This window comes from Micromonospora sp. S-DT3-3-22 (assembly GCF_015354745.1).
GTDB lineage: Bacteria > Actinomycetota > Actinomycetes > Mycobacteriales > Micromonosporaceae > Micromonospora > Micromonospora wenchangensis.
Genome location: NZ_JACGMO010000087.1, coordinates 1 through 20405, shown reverse-complemented (window position 1 = coordinate 20405; position 20405 = coordinate 1). Strand labels below are relative to the sequence as shown.

General features: G+C 71.8%; 16 protein-coding genes. 14 read left to right on the top strand and 2 right to left on the bottom strand.

Annotation, left to right across the window (positions count from 1 at the left end):
• The first annotated feature begins 168 nt into the window (after positions 1-168).
• The 12 genes from H1A17_RS23065 to H1A17_RS23010 all read left to right on the top strand — a co-directional run bounded on the left by H1A17_RS23065 (position 169) and on the right by H1A17_RS23010 (position 15332).
• On the top strand, positions 169-1422 hold the full coding sequence (locus H1A17_RS23065) for a maltose ABC transporter substrate-binding protein (protein WP_145917837.1): 1254 nt from the start codon (positions 169-171) through the stop codon (positions 1420-1422).
• Positions 1422-3059 carry an ABC transporter permease subunit gene (locus H1A17_RS23060; protein WP_145917838.1) on the top strand — a complete coding sequence of 546 codons (1638 nt, stop codon included), beginning with the start codon at positions 1422-1424 and terminating at the stop codon, positions 3057-3059. The genes H1A17_RS23065 and H1A17_RS23060 overlap by 1 nt, the downstream gene beginning before the upstream one ends.
• A 155-nt stretch (positions 3060-3214) precedes the next feature.
• Positions 3215-4024 carry a sugar ABC transporter permease gene (locus H1A17_RS23055; protein ID WP_194822880.1) on the top strand — a complete coding sequence of 270 codons (810 nt, stop codon included), beginning with the start codon at positions 3215-3217 and terminating at the stop codon, positions 4022-4024.
• A gap of 289 nt (positions 4025-4313) precedes the next feature.
• Entirely contained in the window at positions 4314-6179 is a 1866-nt protein-coding gene (locus H1A17_RS23050; protein ID WP_194822874.1) for a glycoside hydrolase family 13 protein, read from the top strand.
• A 112-nt stretch (positions 6180-6291) separates the two neighbouring features.
• Complete coding sequence (locus H1A17_RS23045; protein ID WP_145917841.1) at positions 6292-6633, top strand: hypothetical protein; 342 nt, start codon at positions 6292-6294, stop codon at positions 6631-6633.
• 262 nt (positions 6634-6895) lie between these two features.
• The gene (locus H1A17_RS23040; RefSeq protein WP_194822879.1) at positions 6896-7966 is read left to right on the top strand and encodes a BMP family protein; all 1071 of its coding nucleotides are present in this window, start codon (positions 6896-6898) and stop codon (positions 7964-7966) included.
• Between the two features lie 199 nt (positions 7967-8165).
• Positions 8166-9785 (top strand): ABC transporter ATP-binding protein, encoded by a 1620-nt coding sequence (locus tag H1A17_RS23035; protein WP_194822878.1) that lies wholly within the window; start codon positions 8166-8168, stop codon positions 9783-9785.
• The gene (locus H1A17_RS23030) at positions 9782-11107 is read left to right on the top strand and encodes an ABC transporter permease (protein ID WP_194822873.1); all 1326 of its coding nucleotides are present in this window, start codon (positions 9782-9784) and stop codon (positions 11105-11107) included. The genes H1A17_RS23035 and H1A17_RS23030 overlap by 4 nt, the downstream gene beginning before the upstream one ends.
• Positions 11108-11110: 3 nt before the next feature.
• On the top strand, positions 11111-12391 hold the full coding sequence (locus H1A17_RS23025; RefSeq protein WP_194822872.1) for an ABC transporter permease: 1281 nt from the start codon (positions 11111-11113) through the stop codon (positions 12389-12391).
• A gap of 82 nt (positions 12392-12473) precedes the next feature.
• Complete coding sequence (locus H1A17_RS23020) at positions 12474-13184, top strand: cytidine deaminase (RefSeq protein WP_194822871.1); 711 nt, start codon at positions 12474-12476, stop codon at positions 13182-13184.
• Between the two features lie 52 nt (positions 13185-13236).
• Positions 13237-14517, top strand: coding sequence for a thymidine phosphorylase (locus H1A17_RS23015; protein ID WP_194822870.1), 1281 nt, complete (start codon positions 13237-13239; stop codon positions 14515-14517).
• Positions 14518-14651: 134 nt separating this feature from the next.
• Complete coding sequence (locus H1A17_RS23010) at positions 14652-15332, top strand: DUF4272 domain-containing protein (RefSeq protein WP_145917848.1); 681 nt, start codon at positions 14652-14654, stop codon at positions 15330-15332.
• Between the two features lie 8 nt (positions 15333-15340).
• Here H1A17_RS23010 and H1A17_RS23005 read toward each other — a convergent pair whose 3' ends face one another.
• On the bottom strand, positions 15341-16231 hold the full coding sequence (locus H1A17_RS23005) for a putative RNA methyltransferase (RefSeq protein WP_370517063.1): 891 nt from the start codon (positions 16229-16231) through the stop codon (positions 15341-15343).
• Between the two features lie 253 nt (positions 16232-16484).
• On the opposite strand from H1A17_RS23005, the gene H1A17_RS23000 reads away from it, so the two are divergent.
• On the top strand, positions 16485-17561 hold the full coding sequence (locus tag H1A17_RS23000; RefSeq protein WP_145917850.1) for an adenosine deaminase: 1077 nt from the start codon (positions 16485-16487) through the stop codon (positions 17559-17561).
• Between the two features lies 1 nt (position 17562).
• On the opposite strand, the gene H1A17_RS22995 is transcribed toward H1A17_RS23000, so the two are convergent.
• Entirely contained in the window at positions 17563-18036 is a 474-nt protein-coding gene (locus H1A17_RS22995; protein WP_228544072.1) for an ATP-binding protein, read from the bottom strand.
• Positions 18037-18358: 322 nt separating this feature from the next.
• On the opposite strand from H1A17_RS22995, the gene H1A17_RS22990 reads away from it, so the two are divergent.
• Positions 18359-20405 (top strand): sensor histidine kinase (locus tag H1A17_RS22990; RefSeq protein ID WP_194822868.1); only part of this gene is annotated, 2047 nt, incomplete at its 3' end.

Genomic DNA, 20405 nt, shown 5'->3' with positions numbered 1-20405 from the left:
GTACACATCTGCAAGCCCTTCCATTGGCTGCAACCTCTTGCTAACGTCCCGGAAACACGTGACAGCAGCGACGCGGCCTGCCCGGCGTCGGTTGGCAAGAACTTTCAGCGTTTCAACGGTGCGGCCGGCCCTCCCCCGGCGCGGCCCGCCATGACGACAGGAGTACCGATGCGCATCCGTACCGCGGGTGTGGTCACCGTTCTCGGCCTGGCGCTCGCCGCGTCGGGCTGCGGCGGCGACAACAACAAGGACGAACCGGCCGCCAAGGCGACCTCCCCGGCCGCGAGCGGCAAGCTCGTCATCTGGGCGGACGACAAGCGGACCGCGGCGCTCAAGCCGTTCGCCGAGAAGTTCGGCCAGGAGAACGGCGTCACCGTCGAGGTGCAGGCCGTCTCCAAGGACCTCCAGACCAACTTCGTCACCGCCTCCCAGCAGGGCAGCGGCCCGGACGTGGTGGTCGGCGCGCACGACTGGATCGGCAACCTCGTGCAGAACGGGGCCATCGACCCGGTGCAACTCGCCGCCGAGCAGAAGTCCGGCTTCAACGAGACCGCGATCAAGGCGGTCACGTTCAACGGCCAGCTCTACGGCGTCCCCTACGCCACCGAGAACGTCGCGCTGATCCGCAACACCGCGCTGGCCCCCGAGGCACCGAAGACGATCGAGGACCTGGTCGCCACCGGCAAGAAGCTCAAGGCCGAGAAGAAGGCCAGCGAGATCCTCTGCCTCCAGTCCGGACAGAACGGCGACGCCTACCACATCTACCCGCTGTACACCTCGGCCGGCGGCTACCTCTTCGGCACCGCCGCCAACGGTGACTACGACCCGAAGGACCTGGGCGTGGGCAAGCCGGAGTCGATCGCGGCCTTCCAGAAGATCGCGAAGCTGGGTGAGAAGGGCGACGGCGCGCTCAAGCGCTCCATCACCGGCGAGAACTCCATCGCCACCTTCACCGGCAAGAAGTGCGCCTTCCTGGTCTCCGGCCCGTGGGCGATCGCCGACGCCAAGAAGGCCAACATCTCCTACGACATCTCCCCGGTCCCCGGCTTCGCCGGTGGCAAGCAGGCCCAGCCGTTCGTCGGCGTCCAGGCGTTCTACGTCGCCGCCAAGGGCAAGAACAAGGCGCTGGCCCAGGAGTTCGTCACCAACTACGTCACCACCCCCGAACTGGCCGTGGCGCTCTACCAGGCCGAGCCCCGCCCGCCGGCGCTGACCGCCGCGTTCGACCAGGTCAAGGGCACCGACCCGGACCTCGCCAAGTTCTCCGAGGCGGGCAAGGACGGCCAGGTGCTGCCGGCCATCCCGGCCATGGCCGCGATCTGGGACCCGTTCGGCAAGGCCGAGGCCGCCGTCATCGGTGGCGCCGACCCGGCGAAGACCGTCACCGCCGCCGGCAAGACGATCTCGGGTCAGATCAAGTAATGAGCACGCTGTCCGGCCCGGGACCTGCCCCGCAGGCCCCGGGCCGGGGGCCCGTGCGCTCCGGGCCCCCGGACACCTCCCGTACCGCGCGCCACCACGCGCCGATCACCGCGACCGGTCTCGCCGTCAAGGTGGTCCTGCTCGGCCTGGTGGCCGGGATCGCGATCTGGGCGGCCTTCCCGCTCATCGCCGCCCGGCTCTGGGGCGGTCTCGCCGTCCTGGCGGCCACCACCGTCGGCCTGTGCTACCTCTACCTGACCCGCCGGCACATCCCGGCCAAGTACCTGGTGCCAGGAACGATCTTCCTGATCGCCTTCCAGGTCTTCCCGGTGCTCTACACCGCGAGCACCGCGTTCACGAACTTCGGCGACGGCCACCGGGGCTCCAAGGCCGACGCGGTCGTCGCCATCGAGAGTTCCTCGGTCAAGCAGGTCCCCGGCTCCGCCGAGTACGCCCTGGCCATCGCCACCACGGGCGACCCGGCCACCGGGCCGCTGGTCTTCCTCGTCACCGACCCGGCGACCGGCCGGGTGTCCGCCGGGGACGCCGACGGGCTGCGCCCGCTCGACGCCGCCGACGTGACCGTCGCCGGCAGCGGCAGGGTCACCGCCGCCCGGGGCTACACCGTGCTCAACGTCGGCCAGGCCAGCGTCCGCAGCGAGGAGATCACCGCCCTGGTGGTGCCGACCTCCGGTGGCGCGGTGCGCTCCAACGGCCTGTCCCGCGCCTACGAGGGCAAGGCCGTCCGGGCGTACGACCGTGGCTGCGACTGCATCACCGACAGCGAGACCGGCAGAACCTGGACGGCCGACCCGGCCACCGGCGCCTTCGTCGCCGCCGACGGCGAGCGGCTCGCCCAGGGCTGGCAGGTCGGGGTGGGGCTGAAGAACTTCGCCCGGGTGCTCACCGACCCGAACATCTCCGGCCCGTTCTTCGGCACCCTGCTGTGGAACTTCGCCTTCGCGATCGGCTCCACCGGGTTCACCTTCCTGCTGGGCATGGCGATCGCGCTGGCTCTGCACTCGCCCCGGATGCGGGGCACCAACCTCTACCGGGTCTTCCTGATCCTGCCGTACGCGATGCCGTCGTTCGCGATGCTGCTGGTCTGGCGGGACATGTTCAACACCGACTTCGGCCTGGTCAACAACCTGTTCGGCCTCGGCGTCGACTGGTTCGGCGAGGCCTGGTCGGCGCGGGCGGCGGTGCTGCTGGTGCAGCTCTGGCTCGGGTACCCGTACATGTTCCTGGTGGCCACGGGCGCGCTCCAGGCGATCCCGAAGGAGCTGACCGAGGCCACCTCGGTCGACGGCGCGTCGCCCTGGCAGTCGTTCCGGGCGGTCACCCTGCCGCTGCTGCTGGTTGCGCTCTCGCCGCTGCTGATCGCCTCGTTCGCGTACAACTTCAACAACATCAACGCGATCTGGTTGACCACCGAGGGTGGCCCGTTCGCGCCGGACAACCCGACCAACGGGGCCACCGACCTGCTGATCACGTACACCTACCGGCTGGCCTTCGGCGCGCAGGGCGCCGAGTTCGGGCTGGCCGCCGCAGTGTCGATCTTCATCTTCGCGATCGTGGCCACGGTTTCGGCGATCAGCTTCCGGCGCACCCGCCAGCAGGAGGAGGTCTACTCGTGACGACCCGTCCGAACGCCGCCGGGCCGCAGGCCCCCGCCGCGCCTGCCGTCCGGTCGGCTGCCGCCGGCCCGCGTGCCGGCCGGCCGGGTGCTGCGGTACGCGGTCGTGGCGGCCGGCGCGGGAGCCGGTGGTTCACCCAGGTCGGCTGGCGGCACGTGGTCGGCGTGCTGGCGGTGGCGTTCAGCCTCTTCCCGATCCTGTTCGTGCTCTCCGCCGCGCTCAACCCGCTCGGCACCCTCTCGTCGACCGAGCTGCTGCCCACCGGAGCGTCGTTCACCAACTTCGGCAACCTGTTCGAGCGGACGGAGTTCGGCCGATGGTTCCTCAACTCGCTGCTCATCGCGGGCGGGGCGAGCTTCGTGTCGATCTTCCTGTCCTCGCTGGCGGCGTACGCGTTCTCCCGGATGCGCTTCGCCGGGCGGCGGTTCGGGCTGCTGACCCTGCTGCTGATCCAGATGTTCCCGCAGTTCCTGGCGATCGTGGCGATCTTCCTGATCTTCACCCGGGTCACCGACCTGTGGCCGTCGATCGGCTTCAACACCCCCTGGGGGCTGTTCCTGCTCTACATGGGCGGGGCGCTGGGTATGAACACCTGGCTGATGAAGGGGTTCTTCGACACCCTGCCCCGCGAGCTGGACGAGTCGGCCACCATGGACGGCGCCAGCCACGCCCAGGTCTTCTTCCGGATCATGCTGCCGCTGGTGGCGCCGATCCTGGCGGTGACCGCGCTGCTGTCGTTCATCGGCACGATCAACGAGTTCATGATCGCCAACGTGTTCCTCACCGACACCGGGTCGAAGACCCTCGCGGTCGGCATGTTCGGCCTGGTGGCCGGGGAACGGAACAACAACTTCGGCATCTTCGCGGCGGGCACCCTGCTCACCGCGGTCCCCACCGTGCTGGTCTTCCAGCTCCTCCAGCGCTACATCGTCTCCGGCCTCACCGCCGGGGCCGTCAAGGGGTGAGTCGGAGGGGTGGCCGCTGTGGCACGGCGGGCGGGCTGAGTGGTCCGGGTTCGCGCGGGGCCTGTTCGGGGGCGACACAGCGGTGTCGCGGTCGGGTGGACACCGCTGCACCGCCCCCGTTGAGTTGATCATGGACGCCGGCCGGGCCGGCGTTCCCCGTACGGCACGCTGCGGCAAGGGCGTCGGGTCGACGTACACCGGAGCAGTTTCGGGGGTCCGTCCCCGCCGGGAGACCGGCGGGGACGGACGACCCCACTCTCTCTGTCCGATCGACGCGAAAGGTCACACCATGTCCCTGTCACCGCACCACGACGGCTCGGCGCTGTACGTGCCCGAGCAGGAACCCGCCCTCGGGCAGACCGTGCCGGTCTTCGTCCGGGTGCCCGAGGGCACCGACGTCCGGCAGGTGCACGTGCGGACCACCGGCGACGGTGAGCCGCGCTTCGTCGAGGCCACCGTCGACCGCCGGGACGGCCACGACGTGTGGTGGCGGGCCGACGTCGAGGTCCGCAACCCGGTCAGCAACTACCGGTTCATGCTCACCGGGACGACCGGCTACCGCTGGCTCAACGCCGCCGGCCCGGTCGACCACGACGTGCCCGACCACGGCGACTTCAAGCTGGTCAGCCACGCGCCGCCGCCGGCCTGGGCCCGGGACGCGCTGATCTACCAGATCTTCCCCGACCGGTTCGCCCGGTCCGCCGCCGCCGACGGGCGCACCCCGCCGGACTGGGCCATCCCGTGCGACTGGGACACCCCGGTCGTCGGGCACGGCCCGCAGACCCCACGCCAGTTCTACGGCGGCGACCTGGACGGCATCACCGAACGCCTCGACCACCTGGACCGGCTCGGCGTCAACACCGTCTACCTGACGCCGATCTTCCCGGCCCGCTCCAACCACCGGTACGACGCCGCCGGCTTCGACACCGTCGACCCGCTGCTCGGCGGGGACGCGGCACTGGTCCGGCTGGCCGCCGCCGTCCGGGCCCGGGGCTGGCGGCTGCTCGGCGACATCACCAGCAACCACACCGGCGACGCGCACGAGTGGTTCACCCGCGCCCTGGCCGACGTCGACGCCCCCGAGCGGGAGCTGTACTACTTCGACGTGCCCACCGGCGACGGGGAGCCGACGTACGAGTCGTGGAACGGGGTGCGGTCGCTGCCGAAGCTGAACTGGGGCAGCGCCGAGCTGCGCCGCCGCTTCGCCACCGCACCGGACTCGCTGCTGCGCCGCTGGCTGCGCCCGCCGTACGGGCTGGACGGGTGGCGGGTCGACGTGGCCAACATGACCGGCCGGCGGGGCGCGGACGCGTACACCCACGAGGTGGCGCGGCTGCTGCGCGAGGTGGTCACGCAGACCCGCGCCGACGGGCTGCTGCTCGCCGAGCACGGCCACGACCACACCGGTGACCTGGACCGCGACGGCTGGCACGGCACGATGAACTACGTCGGCTTCACCGACCCGGTCTGGTCCTGGCTGCGCGCCGGGCCCGGGGACGCCGGGGGCCACGCGCCGCTGCCGAACTTCCTCGGCACGCCGGGCGGGGTGCGGCGGCGGGACGCGCACGCGGTGCTCGCCACCATGAACAGCTTCCGGTCGCTGATCTCCTGGCGGTCGTACACCCACTCGTGGCAGCTGCTCGGCTCGCACGACTCGGCCCGTATCCGCACCGTGGTCGGGGACGCCGCCCGGCAGGAGGTGGCCGCCGGGCTGCTCGTCACCCTGCCCGGCACCCCGGTCGTGTTCGCCGGGGACGAGTGGGGCCTGACCGGCGGCAACGGCGAGGGTTCCCGCACCCCGATGCCGTGGCACCGGCCGGAGCGCCGGGACACCGGGACGTTCGCCGCGTACCGGGCCTTGCTGGCGCTGCGCCGGGACACCCCGGAGCTGCGGCACGGCGGCCTGCGCTGGGTGCACGCCGACGCCGACACGCTGGTCTTCCTGCGCGAGGCGACCACCGGCGCGGTGCTGGTGCTGGCCCGGCGGGCGGCCGGCCCGCCGGTCCTGCTGACCGGCCTGCCGATCACCGGGAGCACCGGCGCCGGCCCGGCGGGGGAGAACCTCCACGGCGGTGCCCCGGCCCTGCGGCCCGCCGCCGACGGCGGGGTCACCCTGCCCGGCGACGGCCCGACCTTCCAGGTCTGGCGGCTCTGACGGGCGGCCGGCGGCCCGGGACGCCGGCCGGCGGGAGCGGCGAGATCACGGATTGAACTCAGCCGGCGGGCCACCTACTACAAAGTGTCGTTGATGAGGGAGGATGGCCGGCGTGGAAGCTCTCCGACTGGTCCTTCTCTACGTCCATCTGATCGGGTTCGCGCTGCTGCTCGGCGGTGCCGTCGCCCAGTACGTCAGCGGCCGGCTGCGGATCAACGCGGCCATGCTCTGGGGCTCGGTGATCCAGTTGCTGACCGGTGTTGGCCTGTCCGCGCCGCTACGCGACGGGGACGAGCCGGCCCCCGCGAAGCTTGTTACCAAGTTGGTGCTGGCCCTGCTCATCTTCGTCATGGTCTTCTTCTCCCGGAAGCGGGCGCAGGTGGCCCGTGGCCATTTCCTGGCGATCATCGGGTTGACCCTGGTCACGGCCGCCGTGGCGGTGTTCTGGCGGTAGCCGGTGGAGGTCGCCGGAAACGGATGTTCGTGACACCGGACCGGTCAGCGCCGGCACGTTGAGTGATGTGCCCCACGCCAGGGTTACGCCGGGATAACGAGCGTTCAACAGTCGTGCACGATTGGCGGCCGGTGGGTGGACGCGGGGCTACGCTCCCGTCCGTAACGTGGGATGCCGGCGGCACAACGCCTGTCGGTTCAAGGGCTGCCACCGCACGAGGCGGTGAGCAATGGAAGGAGACGTCTTGCGCTCTGTGCGTGGGATGCGGATCGCCTCTGCCATCGCGGCGGGTGGGCTCGTGCTGGGTGCCGCCGCGTGTGGTGAGGCCCCGGACGACGACAACAACGCCGGTGGCAGCGGCGACAAGAAGTACAGCGCCTGCATGGTGACCGACGTCGGCGGCATCGACGACAAGTCGTTCAACACCTCCGCCTGGAAGGGCCTGGAGGAGGCCAAGAAGGCCAACGACAAGATCGACATCAAGTACGTCGCGTCGAAGGCCGAGGCGGACTACGAGGTCAACCTGACCGGGTACGTCAACCAGAAGTGCGACTTCATCCTGGCCGTCGGTGGCCTGATGTCCGACGCCACCAAGAAGATCGCCGCCGCGAACCCGAACCAGCAGTTCGGCATCGTGGACGCGAACCCGGCCACGGCGAACGTCTACCCGATGCAGTTCGACACCGCCCAGGCCGCCTTCCAGGCCGGTTACCTGGCCGCCGGGATGAGCAAGAGCGGCAAGGTCGGCACCTACGGTGGCCTGCCGATCCCGCCGGTGACCATCTTCATGGACGGCTTCGCCGACGGCGTGGCGTACTACAACAAGACCAAGAGCAAGAACGTCCAGGTGCTGGGCTGGGACAAGGCGACCCAGAAGGGTTCCTTCACCAACGACTTCGCCAAGCAGGACGAGGGCAAGAAGGTCTCCGACGCGCTGGTTGCCCAGGGCGCCGACATCGTCATGCCGGTCGCCGGTGGCGCGGGCCTCGGCACCACTTCCGCGGCGAAGGCGTCGGGCGGCAAGTACTCGGTCGTCTGGGTCGACGTCGACGGCTGCGAGAGCACCCCGGACTGCGCGGCGCTGCTGACCACCGTGGTCAAGAACATCCCGGACGCCGTCAAGGACGCCGTGCTCAAGGCCGCCGGTGGCGAGAAGCTCGCCGCCACCCCGGGCTTCGTCGGCAACCTCGCCAACAACGGCGTGTCGATCGCCCCGTACCACGACTTCGACAGCAAGGTCCCGGCGGACCTCAAGGCCGAGGTCGAGAAGATCAAGGCGGACATCGCCGCCGGCACCATCACGGTCACCTCGAAGGCCCAGCCGACCAAGTGACCGCCGCGCCGGCCGCCGCGATGGGATCATCGGCAGCGGCGGCCGGCGGGCACCAGGCATGACGACCGGCCGTCCCGGCGTACGTGGGCAACCCCACGGGCGTCGGGGCGGCCGGTCCGCGCACCGGCCGGCCGGCACCCCGGTGGCCGGTCGACCCGGCAGCTAGGCTGCACCATCGCTCGCACTCCAGGAGGTTGCGCTGAGACTCGAACTGCGCGGCATCACCAAGCGGTTCGGTGATCTGGTCGCCAACGATCACATCGACCTGACGGTGGAGCCTGGAGAGATCCACGCCCTGCTCGGCGAGAACGGTGCCGGCAAGTCGACCCTGATGAACGTGCTCTACGGGCTCTACCAGCCCGACGAGGGCGAGATCCTGGTCGACGGCCAGCCGCTGAAGCTGAAGGGGCCCTCGGACGCGATCCGGGCCGGGATCGGCATGGTGCACCAGCACTTCATGCTGGTGCCGGTCTTCACCGTGGCCGAGAACATCATGCTCGGCGCGGAGCAGGTCAGGGGCGGCATCGTCGGCTTCCTCGACCGGCGGCGCGCCCGCCGCGAGGTGGCCGAGGTCTCCGCGCGGTACAACCTGCGGGTCGACCCGGACGCGGTGATCGAGGACCTGCCGGTCGGCATCCAGCAGCGGGTCGAGATCGTCAAGGCGCTCACCCGCGACGTCGACCTGCTGATCCTCGACGAGCCGACCGCCGTGCTCACCCCGCAGGAGACCGAGGAACTGCTCACGGTCATGCGGTCGCTCAAGGCGGCCGGCAAGTCGATCGTCTTCATCACCCACAAGCTCGGCGAGGTCAAGGCCATCGCCGACCGGATCACCGTGATCCGGCGCGGCCGGACCGTCGGCACCGCCTCCCCGGAGGCGAGCCGGGACGAGTTGGCCGCGCTGATGGTCGGCCGCGACGTCCGGCTCACCGTCGACAAGCAGCCCGCCACCCCGGGCCGGCCGATCCTGGAGGTCGCCGGCCTGGTAGTCGACGACGACCGGCAGGTCCGCGCGGTGGACGGCGTCGACCTGACCGTACGCGCCGGTGAGGTGCTCGGCGTGGCCGGCGTGCAGGGCAACGGGCAGACCGAGCTGATCGAGGCGATCATGGGGCTGCGCCCGACGCTCGCCGGCACGGTGACCCTCGACGGCGAGTCGATCCACGGCTGGTCCACCAAGAAGGTGCTCCGCGCCGGGGTCGGCTACGTCCCCGAGGACCGCAGCGTCGACGGCCTGGTCAAGGAGTTCAGCGTCGCCGAGAACCTGGTCCTCGACATCTACGACCGGCCGCCGTTCGGCCGGGGCCTGGCGCTGCGGCCGGACGCGATCGCCGCCTCGGCGAAGGAGCGGATCGAGCAGTTCGACGTGCGTACCCCGTCGGCGGACGCGGCGGTCGGCACCCTGTCCGGCGGCAACCAGCAGAAGGTGATCGTGGCCCGGGAACTGTCCCGGCCGCTGAAGCTCTTCATCGCCGCCCAGCCCACCCGGGGGGTGGACGTCGGCTCGATCGAGTTCATCCACAGCCGGGTCGTCCGCGAGCGCGACGTCGGCACCGCCGTCATGGTCGTCTCCAGCGAGTTGGACGAGGTGATCGGCCTCGCCGACCGGATCGCGGTGATGTACCGGGGCCGGATCATCGGCATCGTCGGCCCGGACACCCCGCGCGAGGAGATCGGCCTGCTGATGGCCGGCATCACCCCCGACGCCCCCGCACCGGCCCCGACCGACGGCGTGGCCACCCCGGGCGGGGCGACCGGCGGTACGGCCGGCGGCGTGACGCCGGCCCCCGAACGCCCTGGTGACGAGGACGAGGCATGAGCAACCCCAACCCGGTGTCCGGCTCCCCGGACAAGGAACCGGCGACCGAGGCGGAGCTGGCGCTGACCGGCAAGGCCGACCGGGGCGCCACGATGACCTCACCCAAGCAGCCCGCGCCGGGGCCCCGGCCCACGCTGGGCCGGCTGTTCCTGGACAACCTGTGGGCCGCCAACACGGTCACCGTCACCGTGCTGGCCCTGGTGCTGGCGATGCTGGTCGGCGCGGTCCTGATCATCGTGTCGGACCCGGACGTGCTGGCCACCTACGGCTACATCACGGCCCGCCCGGCCGACGCCCTCAACGCGAGCTGGACGGTGGTCAGCGAGGCGTACGCCAACCTGTTCAAGGGGGCGGTCTTCGACCCGGAGGCGTCCGGTTTCACCGCCGCGCTCAGCCCGATCTCGGAGACCCTCACCTACACCGCGCCGCTGGTGTTCACCGGCCTGTCGGTGGCGCTCGCCTTCCGGGGCGGCCTGTTCAACATCGGTGCCCAGGGCCAGGCGACGATCGGCGTGGTCCTGGCCGCGGTCGCCGGTTTCGCGCTGCCGCTGCCGCCGGTGGTGCACCTGGTCGTCGCGTTGATCGCCGGTGCGGTCGGCGGCGCGGTGTGGGGTTTCGTCCCCGGCATCCTCAAGGCCCGGACCGGTGCGCACGAGGTGATCAACACGATCATGCTCAACTACGTCGCCGTCTACTTCCTGTCCTGGATCATCGTGCAGAACGGCGTGCAGAACCCGGACCGGGCGGACGCGATCAGCCGCCCGGTCGACTCCTCGGCCGCGCTGCCCCGGCTGCTCGGCGACAACCTGCGGGTGCACGCCGGCATCCTGCTCGCGGTGCTCGCCACCTGGGCCATCGCCTGGCTGCTCAACCGGTCGACGCTCGGCTTCGAGCTGCGGGCCGTCGGGGCCAACCCGGACGCGGCACGGACCGCCGGCATCAGCGTCACCAGGACGTACGTGCTGGTGATGGTGATCGCCGGGATGCTCGCCGGCCTCGGCGGCAGCCAGATGGTGCTGGGTTCCACCGCGAACGCGCTGACCCCGCTGGTGATCGCGCAGATCGGCTTCGACGGCATCCTGGTGGCGCTGCTCGGCCGGGTGAAGCCGTGGGGTGTGCTGCTGGCCGCGCTGCTGTTCGGCGCGCTCCAGGCCGGCGGCAACCGGATGCAGTCGTACTCCGGGATCTCGCTGGAGCTGGTCACCGTGCTCCAGGCGTTGATCGTCATCTTCATCGCCGCGCCGGCCCTGGTGAAGGCGATCTTCCAGCTCCGGGCCGCCCGTGCCGCCCGGTTGCAGACGAGCCTCGCGAAGGGCTGGTGAGGCATGTCCACCACCGCTGTCCCCGACGTCGCCGTGGCCGCGGTCGACGAGGGCTTCTGGACCCGTCCCCGTAAGGTCGGCGCGGTCCTGCTGGCGCTGGGCGTGCTCGCCACCGTGCTGTTCGGGGCGCTGGCCACCGGCCAGCAGGCCCGGTTCACCCTCAGCGAGACCGAGGGCGGCGCGGCGCTGGAGATCCAGGGCACCCTCGGCGCGATCCTGTTCGGGGTCGTCGCCGCCGGGGCCGGCGGCGCGCTGCTGGCCGGGGTCCCGAAGCGCTGGTTCACCCTGGTCCTCGGGGTCGGGCTGGTCGCCTTCGTGCTGAGCTTCCTGTGCTGGCAGGTCTCCGCCGCCCCCGAGGGCCGCAACTTCATGCCGATGGTCAACATCGTCCGGGGCACCTTCGTCCTGGCCCTGCCGTTGATCTTCGGTGCGCTGGCCGGGGTGCTCTGCGAGCGGTCCGGCGTGGTCAACGTCGCCATCGAGGGGCAGTTGCTGATGGGCGCGTTCAGCGGCGCGCTCTTCGGCAGCCTCAGCGGCAGCGTCTGGGTGGGCCTGGTGGCGGCGGCGGTCGGTGGCGCGTTCATCTCGCTGCTGCTTGCCGTGTTCGCCATCCGCTACCTGGTCGACCAGGTCGTGATGGGGGTGGTGCTCAACCTGCTGGCGGTCGGCGTCACCGGCTTCCTCTACGAGCGGCTGATGCAGACCGACGCGGAGAAGTACAACAGCGCGCCGCGGTTCGGCAACTGGGAGATCCCGCTGCTGAAGGACATCCCGCTGCTCGGGCCGGCGCTGTTCCGCGGCAACATCTTCCTCTACCTCGGACTGCTGCTGGTGCTGGTCATCCACCTCGCGCTGTTCCGTACCCGGTGGGGCCTGCGGACCCGGTCGGTGGGGGAGCACCCGACCGCCGCCGACACCCTCGGGGTCAAGGTGCTGGGCCTGCGGTACCGCAACGTGCTGTTGGCCGGCGTGGTGGCCGGCATCGGCGGCGCGTCGTACACGCTGGCGCTCTACAGCTTCACCAAGAACATGATCGGCGGTAAGGGCTTCATCGCCCTGGCCGCGTTGATCTTCGGCCGGTGGAGCCCGACCGGCGCGCTGCTCGCCGCGCTGTTCTTCGGCTTCGCCGACCAGCTAGCCACCTATCTGGGGGCGATCGGCAGCAGCATCCCCAACCAGTTCCTGGCGATGCTGCCCTACCTGGCGACCATCCTGGCGGTGGCCGGGCTGGTCGGTCGGGTCCGGGCGCCCGCCGCCGACGGCAAGCCGTACGTCAAGGGCTGAACGACGCCCCCGGCGGACACGACGGGCGGCTGACCGGCACCCTTCCCGCACCCGGGCGGGGTGACCTGGGCAGAATGAGGGGATGAGCGAGATCGACTGGGAGCGCCTGCGGGCCGCCGCGACCGAGGTGATGCGGCACGCCTACGTGCCGTACTCGAAGTTCCCGGTCGGCGCGGCGGCCCTGGTCGACGACGGCCGGGTGGTGGTCGGCTGCAACGTGGAGAACGCCGGCTACGGGGTGACCCTGTGCGCCGAGTGCGGGGTGGTCTCGGCGCTGCACGCCACCGGCGGCGGCCGGCTGGTCGCGATGTCCTGCGTGGACGCCACCGGGGAGCCGCTGATGCCGTGTGGCCGGTGCCGGCAGCTGCTCTGGGAGAACGGCGGCCCGGAGTGCCTGGTCGAGTCGAGGACCGGCCCGCTGCGGATGGCGGAGCTGCTGCCGCACGCCTTCGACGTGGCCGACATCGAGGCGGTCGTCGGCGAGAACCCGGTGCCGGTGGTGCCGGACCGGTTGGCCGCCTGGCGGGGGCGGGGCACCGTCTTCGTGCACCCGGACCTCTCCGCCGGGCAGCAGATCTGGACGGCGTACTGGGAGCGGTCGGCGGGCGACAGCGACGAGGCCGGGCCGGGGGTGCTGGAGGAGGGCCCGAGCTGGGGCGACCCGGCGGAGGCGATCACCTGGGGGCTGGCCCGGACGCCGAGGGTCGTGGTGGTGGACGCGGAGGGCACCATCTTCTGGGCCGGCGAGGGCGAGCCGCCGCTGGAGATCCCGGTCCGCTGGGCCGCGTCCTGACCCGTCCGGCGGTCACGCCGGTTACTGCAACGACTTCAGAGGGAACTCAACGGTGAGTGCTTTTACCGCGGTCGACGTCATCCGGGCCAAGCGGGACGGGGGTGTGCTCAGCGACGGCCAGATCGACTGGGTGGTCGACGCGTACACCCGGGGGCTGGTGGCCGACGAGCAGATGTCGGCGCTGGCCATGGCGATCCTGCTGCGTGGCATGTCGGTGCCGGAGATCGCCCGGTGGACCGCCGCGATGATCGCCAGCGGCGAGCGGCTGGACCTGTCCGCGGTGGACCGGCCGACGGTCGACAAGCACTCCACCGGCGGGGTCGGTGACAAGATCACCCTGCCGCTCACCCCGCTGGTCGCGGCCTGCGGCGGCGCGGTCCCGCAGCTCTCCGGCCGGGGCCTCGGGCACACCGGCGGCACCCTCGACAAGCTGGAGTCGATCCCCGGCTGGCGGGCGGCGCTGAGCAACGACGAGTTCCTCGCCCAGCTCCGCGACGTCGGCGCGGTGATCTGCGCGGCCGGCGCCGCGCTCGCCCCCGCCGACCGCAAGCTGTACGCGCTGCGCGACGTCACCGGCACCGTCGAGGCGATCCCGCTGATCGCCTCGTCGATCATGAGCAAGAAGATCGCCGAGGGCACCGGGGCGCTGGTCCTCGACGTCAAGGTCGGCTCCGGCGCGTTCATGAAGAACGTGGCCGACGCCCGCGAGCTGGCCCGGACGATGGTGGCCCTCGGCGACGCCCACGGGGTGCAGACGGTCGCCCTGCTCACCGACATGTCCACCCCGCTCGGCCTGACCGTCGGCAACGCGGTCGAGGTGACCGAGTCGGTCGAGGTGCTCGCCGGCGGCGGCCCCGCCGACGTGGTGGAGCTGACCCTGGCGCTGGCCCGGGAGATGCTCGACGCGGCCGGCCTGCCCGACGCCGACCCGGCCGCCGCGCTGCGCGACGGGCGGGCGATGGACGCCTGGCGCGCGATGATCCGGGCCCAGGGCGGCGACCCGGACGCCCCGCTGCCCACCGCCAACGAGGTCGAGGTGGTCCGCGCCGACACCGACGGCTTCGTCGAGTCCGTCGACGCGTACGCGATCGGGGTGGCCGCGTGGCGGCTCGGCGCGGGCCGGGCCCGCAAGGAGGACCCGGTCAGCGCCGCCGCCGGGGTGGTGCTGCACAAGCGGCCCGGCGACCCGGTGCGGGTCGGCGAACCGCTGTACGAGCTGCGCGCCGACGACACGGTACGGCTGCCGGCCGCACGCGCCGAGGCGGCCCTGGCGGTCCGGGTGTCGGCCACCGCGCCGTCGGCGTCGCCGCTGGTCATCGAGCGGATCGGCTGACGGTCGGCAGCACCGGCCTGCGGTCGGTCTACGGGGGTCGGCCGGCATGGTGCCGGTCGCAACGGAACGCTATCCTCCCTGGTCAGGGGGACCGGACGGCGGTGACGCCGCGTGAGCAGACAGGGAATCCGATCGTGCTGGTAGCCGCGCCCGATCCCCGCGAGGTCCGCGAGGCGAGCCTCGACGAGTTGTCCCGGCTCCGCCTGCCCCTGCCGCCGGCCCAGTTTCCCCTGGTCTGGGAGCCGGGCGACGAGATCGAACTGCGGCCCACCGGGGAGATCGAGGCGCGCATCGCGGTGCTGCACCTGATCCTGGCCCGGTGCTTCGGGATGCCGGCGCAGACCGCGATGAGCTGGCTGCTCGAATCCCACCTGGTCGACATGGTCACCCCGCCCGAGTGGCAGTTCGTGGTGGGCGGCAAGGGCGACCACCGCTCGTTCGTCCTGCACCACGACGCGCTGTTCTCGCTGTCCTGGGTGCTGGGCCTGAGCAAGCAGCTCGACCCGACCATCCCGGTGGACGAGCGGCTGGTGGAGCGGATGCCGTACCTGGCCGGTGGGGAGACCTTCGACCAGTGGCGGGCCCGCATCCTGGCCGCCCCGCAACACCCCGCGGACGCCGCCGCCCTGCTCGACCTGCACTACTGCCTGGACTGGGCGTACCTGGAGGTGGAGAAGTCGGGGCACCGGCTGCCCGGCCTGGTGGACGCGAACGCGATCGGCCAGCGCCGGTGGGCGTTGGAGTGGGCGGTGGTGCTGCGTGGCCCCTACCACGACGAGCCGCCCGGCTGGGAAGAGGTCGACCTCTCCACCTGACCGTTGGGTCAGCGGGGACGCCAGGTGGTCAGGCGTACCGACGCGGTCACGGCGACCGGCGTGGGCAGCGCGTCGATCGCGGCGGCGAGCCGCGCCGGGTCGGTGTGCCAGGCACTCGGCCCCATCCCGACCAGGGTGCCGACCTCGGCCCGGTCGAGGCTGAGCCGGGCGGTGTGCACGGCGGTGTGCTCCGGCGTGAACCGCCCGGCGAGGCTGTCGGCGACCCGGTCGGCCTTGGCCGGGTCGACCCGCAGCAGCCCGAGCACGTCGACCAGTTCGGCGAGGTGGGCGTCGGTGGGGGTGACCACCAGCAGCACCCCGGCCGGGTGCAGCACCCGGTGGAACTCGTCGCCGTTGCGCGGGGCGAAGACGTCGAGCAGCACGGCGACCGACCGGTCGGCCAGCGGCAACCGCTGCCAGGTGTCGGCGAGCGCGGCGGCGGCGCGCGGGTGGGCGCGGGCAGCACGGCGCAGCGCCGGCTTGGCGACGTCCAGGGCCAGGCCGACGGCGTCGGGCCATGCCGCCAGCACCGCCGCGAGGTGCCGGCCGGTGCCCGCCCCGGCCTCCACGACCAGCGGGTACGCCCCGAAGCCCGCCCGCTCCGCCCCGTCAGCGTTCCCGCTCGCCTCGGCGGGGCCGGTCGGTGTCGCCAGGGCGGACGCCGCCGCCTCGGCCAGCGCGGACGAGATCACGTCGTAGTGCCCGGCGGCCAGGAAGTCGGCCCGGGCGGCGACCATGTCGGCGGTGTCCCCGACGTGCGGGGCACGGCCGGCGAGCAGGGTGACGTACCCCTGGCGGGCCAGGTCGAAGCTGTGCCGGCGGGGGCAGCGCAGGGCGCGGGTGTCGGTGGCGGCGGCCAGCGGCCGGGCGCAGACCGGGCAGCGCAGCCGGGCGACGATCTGCGGGTGCGTCGCGTCGACGGGCTGCTCGAACGGGTGCGGCGCGGTCACCCGCAGCAGCCTACGGCGCGCGGCCTGGGCGGGCCGGCGCTGTGTCCCCAGACTCCATGATCAACTCAAAGGTGCCGATGTAGCGGTATCCCCTCGCCCCTGATGCCGCTACATCGGCACCGTTGCGAGCCCGACACCGGCGCGTCGCCGGGCCGCGCGAGCCTGATCGCGGGCGGTCGGGGGGCGTGACTAGGGTCGGGGGATGGTCGCAATCCGATACGAGGACATCGTCAAGGTCCCGAAGGCGCTGCTGCACGATCACCTCGACGGCGGCCTGCGGCCGGCGACGGTCGTCGAGCTGGCCGCCGAGGTGGGGCACGAGCTGCCGAGCACCGATCCCGACACGCTCGGCCGGTGGTTCGCGGAGGCGGCGCACTCCGGTTCGCTGGAGCGCTACCTGGAGACGTTCGCGCACACCGTCGCGGTCATGCAGACCGTCCCGGCGCTGCGCCGGGTGGCCCGGGAGTGCGCGCTCGACCTGGCCGCCGACGGTGTGGTGTACGCCGAGGTCCGGTTCGCCCCCGAGCAGCACCTGGAGCAGAACCTCACCCTGGACGAGGTGGTCGAGGCGGTCGTCGCCGGTTTCGTGGAGGGCAGCGCGGAGGCCGCCGCGTCGGGCACCCCGATCCGGGTCGGCACCCTGCTCACCGCGATGCGGCACGCCGCCCGGTCGCAGGAGATCGCCGAGCTGGCCGTCCGGCACCGCGACGCCGGGGTGGTGGGCTTCGACATCGCCGGTGCCGAGGCCGGGTTCCCGCCCACCCGCCACCTGGACGCGTTCGAGTACCTCCAGCGGGAGAACTTCCACTTCACCATCCACGCCGGCGAGGCGTTCGGGCTGCCGTCGATCTGGCAGGCGATCCAGTGGTGCGGGGCGGACCGGCTCGGCCACGGGGTGCGGATCGTGGACGACATCACCCCGGGCCCGGTGCCGACGCTCGGCCGGCTGGCCGCGTACGTGCGGGACAAGCGCATCCCGCTGGAGCTGTGCCCGTCGTCGAACGTGCAGACCGGCGCGGTGGCGTCGATCGCCGACCACCCGATCGGGCTGCTGCGGGAGCTGCGGTTCCGGGTGACGGTGAACACCGACAACCGGCTGATGAGCGGCACCTCGATGTCGCGCGAGATGGCGCTGCTGGTGGAGAACTTCGGCTACGGCTGGAAGGAACTCCAGTGGTTCACGGTCAACGCGATGAAGAGCGCCTTCATCCCGTTCGACGAGCGGCTGGCGATCATCGACGAGGTGATCAAGCCGGCGTACGCGAAGCTGATCGGCTGACTCAGCGGTGCGGGTGGCCGGCGACCAGGTCGGCCACCCGGCGCAGGAACTCCCGGGCGTGGGCCGCCTCGGCACCGAGGCCGGTCTGCCGCCGCAGCACCGCCGGTTCGGCGCGCAGCAGCGCCAGCCCGCGCCGGACCAGCACCTTCGGCGCCTTGCGCTGTTCGGACAGGTCCCGGGCCAGCCGCCGGACGAAGGTCGCCCCGCGCGGCCGGCGCAGCGCGTACGCCCCGGCGAGCAGTCCCCGGCGGCGGCATTCCTCGACGATCTCGGCGGCGAAAATCCCTTCGGCGATGAAGAGTGGCGATCCGGTCACCTCGAATGGCCGGGTGGCCACCCGTCGATCCGCACCGATCGCATAGACCGGCACGTCGGCCCGGCCCTGCTGGGCCAGTCGGGCAATTGTCTCCACCGCCGTTCCCGCGTCCCACGACTCGGGCGCGTCCCAGTCGACCAGTCCGTTCTGTCGCGGCAACGTAGGGTCATCACCGTTCTTGTAGAAGTCGTCCAGGCAGAGCACGGGAAGCCCGGTTCGTTGCGCTATGTACGACTTTCCAGACCCGGAGGGGCCGGCGAGGAGGACGACGCGGTGGCGATATTCCATTACTTTGGGTAACTCCGGAAAGACGGATTGCGATCAAATTGCATCAACATCTCATCACACCTCCGGCGACCGACAACCTGGGCTTTCTCTTTCAGGGGAGGCGTGATGGAATCTCGGAGGTCCGACCCGCCGGGTCGGCTGCTGGGCGTTGCCCGTGGCAACGCGGAGACGCTGTAATCGCGAGGGCGGTGACGTGAGCAAACGGCCAACGACGGCGAACTCCTTCCTGTCGCGTCTGCGTCGGCCGGCCGGCCGGCTCCGCGACATGCCGATCTGGTCCAAGCTCGGGCTGATCATGATCGTGCCGACCATCGCCACGGTCGTCGTGGGCACCAGCGGACTGGTGGACCACCTGCAGACGCTCAACAACGCCAACCGGGCCGGTGACCTGGCCAACCTGGTGGGTTACTCGGGTGACCTCGTCAACACCCTCCAGGACGAGCGCACCAACGCCGTCCTCCTGCTCGGCTCGCCCAAGGGGCAGGCCCGCGCCCAATACCAGGAGGCGTACAACCGGGTCAACCAGCGGGTCGACCAGTCCAAGGCGCCGTACTCGCAGCAGCGTGCCGAGATCGAGGGACTGCCGGCCACCCTGGAGACACAGCTCGACCGGATCGACAGCGACCTGACCGAGATGCCCGGCATCCGCAGCCAGGTCTACAACGGCAAGCTGCGGCTCAGCGAGGCGGTCAGCCGGTACACGGGCCTGATCAACAATCTGATCACCATCCGTGACTCGGCCACCCAGCTCGCCGGCGACAACGACCTCAGCGACCAGATGCGCGCCGCCGCCGCGATGGCCCGCGCCAAGGAGTACGCCTCCGTCCGCCGGATCGCGGTGCACCAGGTGCTGCTCCAGAAGGCGTACACCCCGGCCCTGCGCGAGCTGTACATCTCCAGCAACACCGGTGAGCAGCAGGCCCTGCAGAGCTTCCAGGCCGTGGCGAGCCGCGCCGAGCGCGAGTTCCAGGACCAGACCGTCTCCGGCTCCGACCGGCGGCAGGCCGACATCTACGCCGGCCAGGTCAGCGCGCTCAACAGCGACAAGCTCGACGGCCTCACCTTCAGCACCGACCAGTGGGACGCGGCCATGGTCGCGTACGCCCAGCTCAACCGGGCCGTCGAGGTGCGCCTCGACAGCGACGTGGTGGCCAAGGCCGACGAGCTGCGCTCCGACGTGCAGCGTCAGGTCTTCCTGGAGACCGGCCTGCTGCTGAGCATGCTGCTGCTGGCGATCCTCTTCGCCTATTTGGTCGCCCGGTCGATGGCCCGCTCCCTGCGTGACCTGCGCCAGGGTGCCCTGTCCATCGCCCAGTTCGGCCTCCCGCAGGCGGTGGCCCGGCTACGGGACCCGCAGTTCACCGGCCAGCAGTCGCCGGCCCAGCTGGCCAACCAGATCGCCGAGCCGCTGCCGGTCCGCAGCCGCGACGAGTTCGGCCAGGTGACCGAGGCGTTCAACGCCGTCCACCTGGAGGCCGTCCGGACGGCCGCCGAGCAGGCCGCGCTCCGTTCCTCGGTCGCGACGATGTTCGTCAACCTCGCCCGCCGCTCGCAGATCCTGGTCGACCGGCTGATCGGCCACCTCGACCGGCTGGAGCGCGGCGAGGAGGACCCGGACCGCCTGGCCGAGCTGTTCCAGCTCGACCACCTGGCCACCCGGATGCGCCGCAACGACGAGAACCTGCTGGTCCTCGCCGGTGCCGACTCGACCCGCGTGCAGCGCGAACCGGCCGCCCTGATCGACGTGCTGCGCGCCGCCCAGTCCGAGGTCGAGCACTACACCCGGATCGAGTTCGGGGTCATCGACCGGGACATCGAGGTCTCCGCGCACGCGGTCAACGACCTGGTGCACCTGGTCGCCGAGCTGTTCGACAACGCGACCGCGTTCTCCCCGCCGGACTCCCAGGTGATGGTCGAGGCCCGCCGGGTCGGCGACCGCGCGTCGCTCTACGTCGAGGACCGGGGCATCGGCATCAGCGCCGAGCAGCTGACCGACCTCAACGAGCGGCTCGCCACGCCACCCCAGGTGGACGTGGCCGTCTCCCGGATGATGGGCCTGGTCGTGGTCGCCCGGCTGGCGTCCCGGCACGGCGTCAAGGTCGAGCTGCGTCCCGGCACCGACCGGGGCACCGTGGCCGAGGTCGTCCTGCCCACGTCGGTGCTGGTGCCCCGGGCGCTCAGCGGCCGGGCCCCCGGCACGCCGGGGCTGCCGGCCGCCGGCCCGCAGTTCGGCGGCGGGG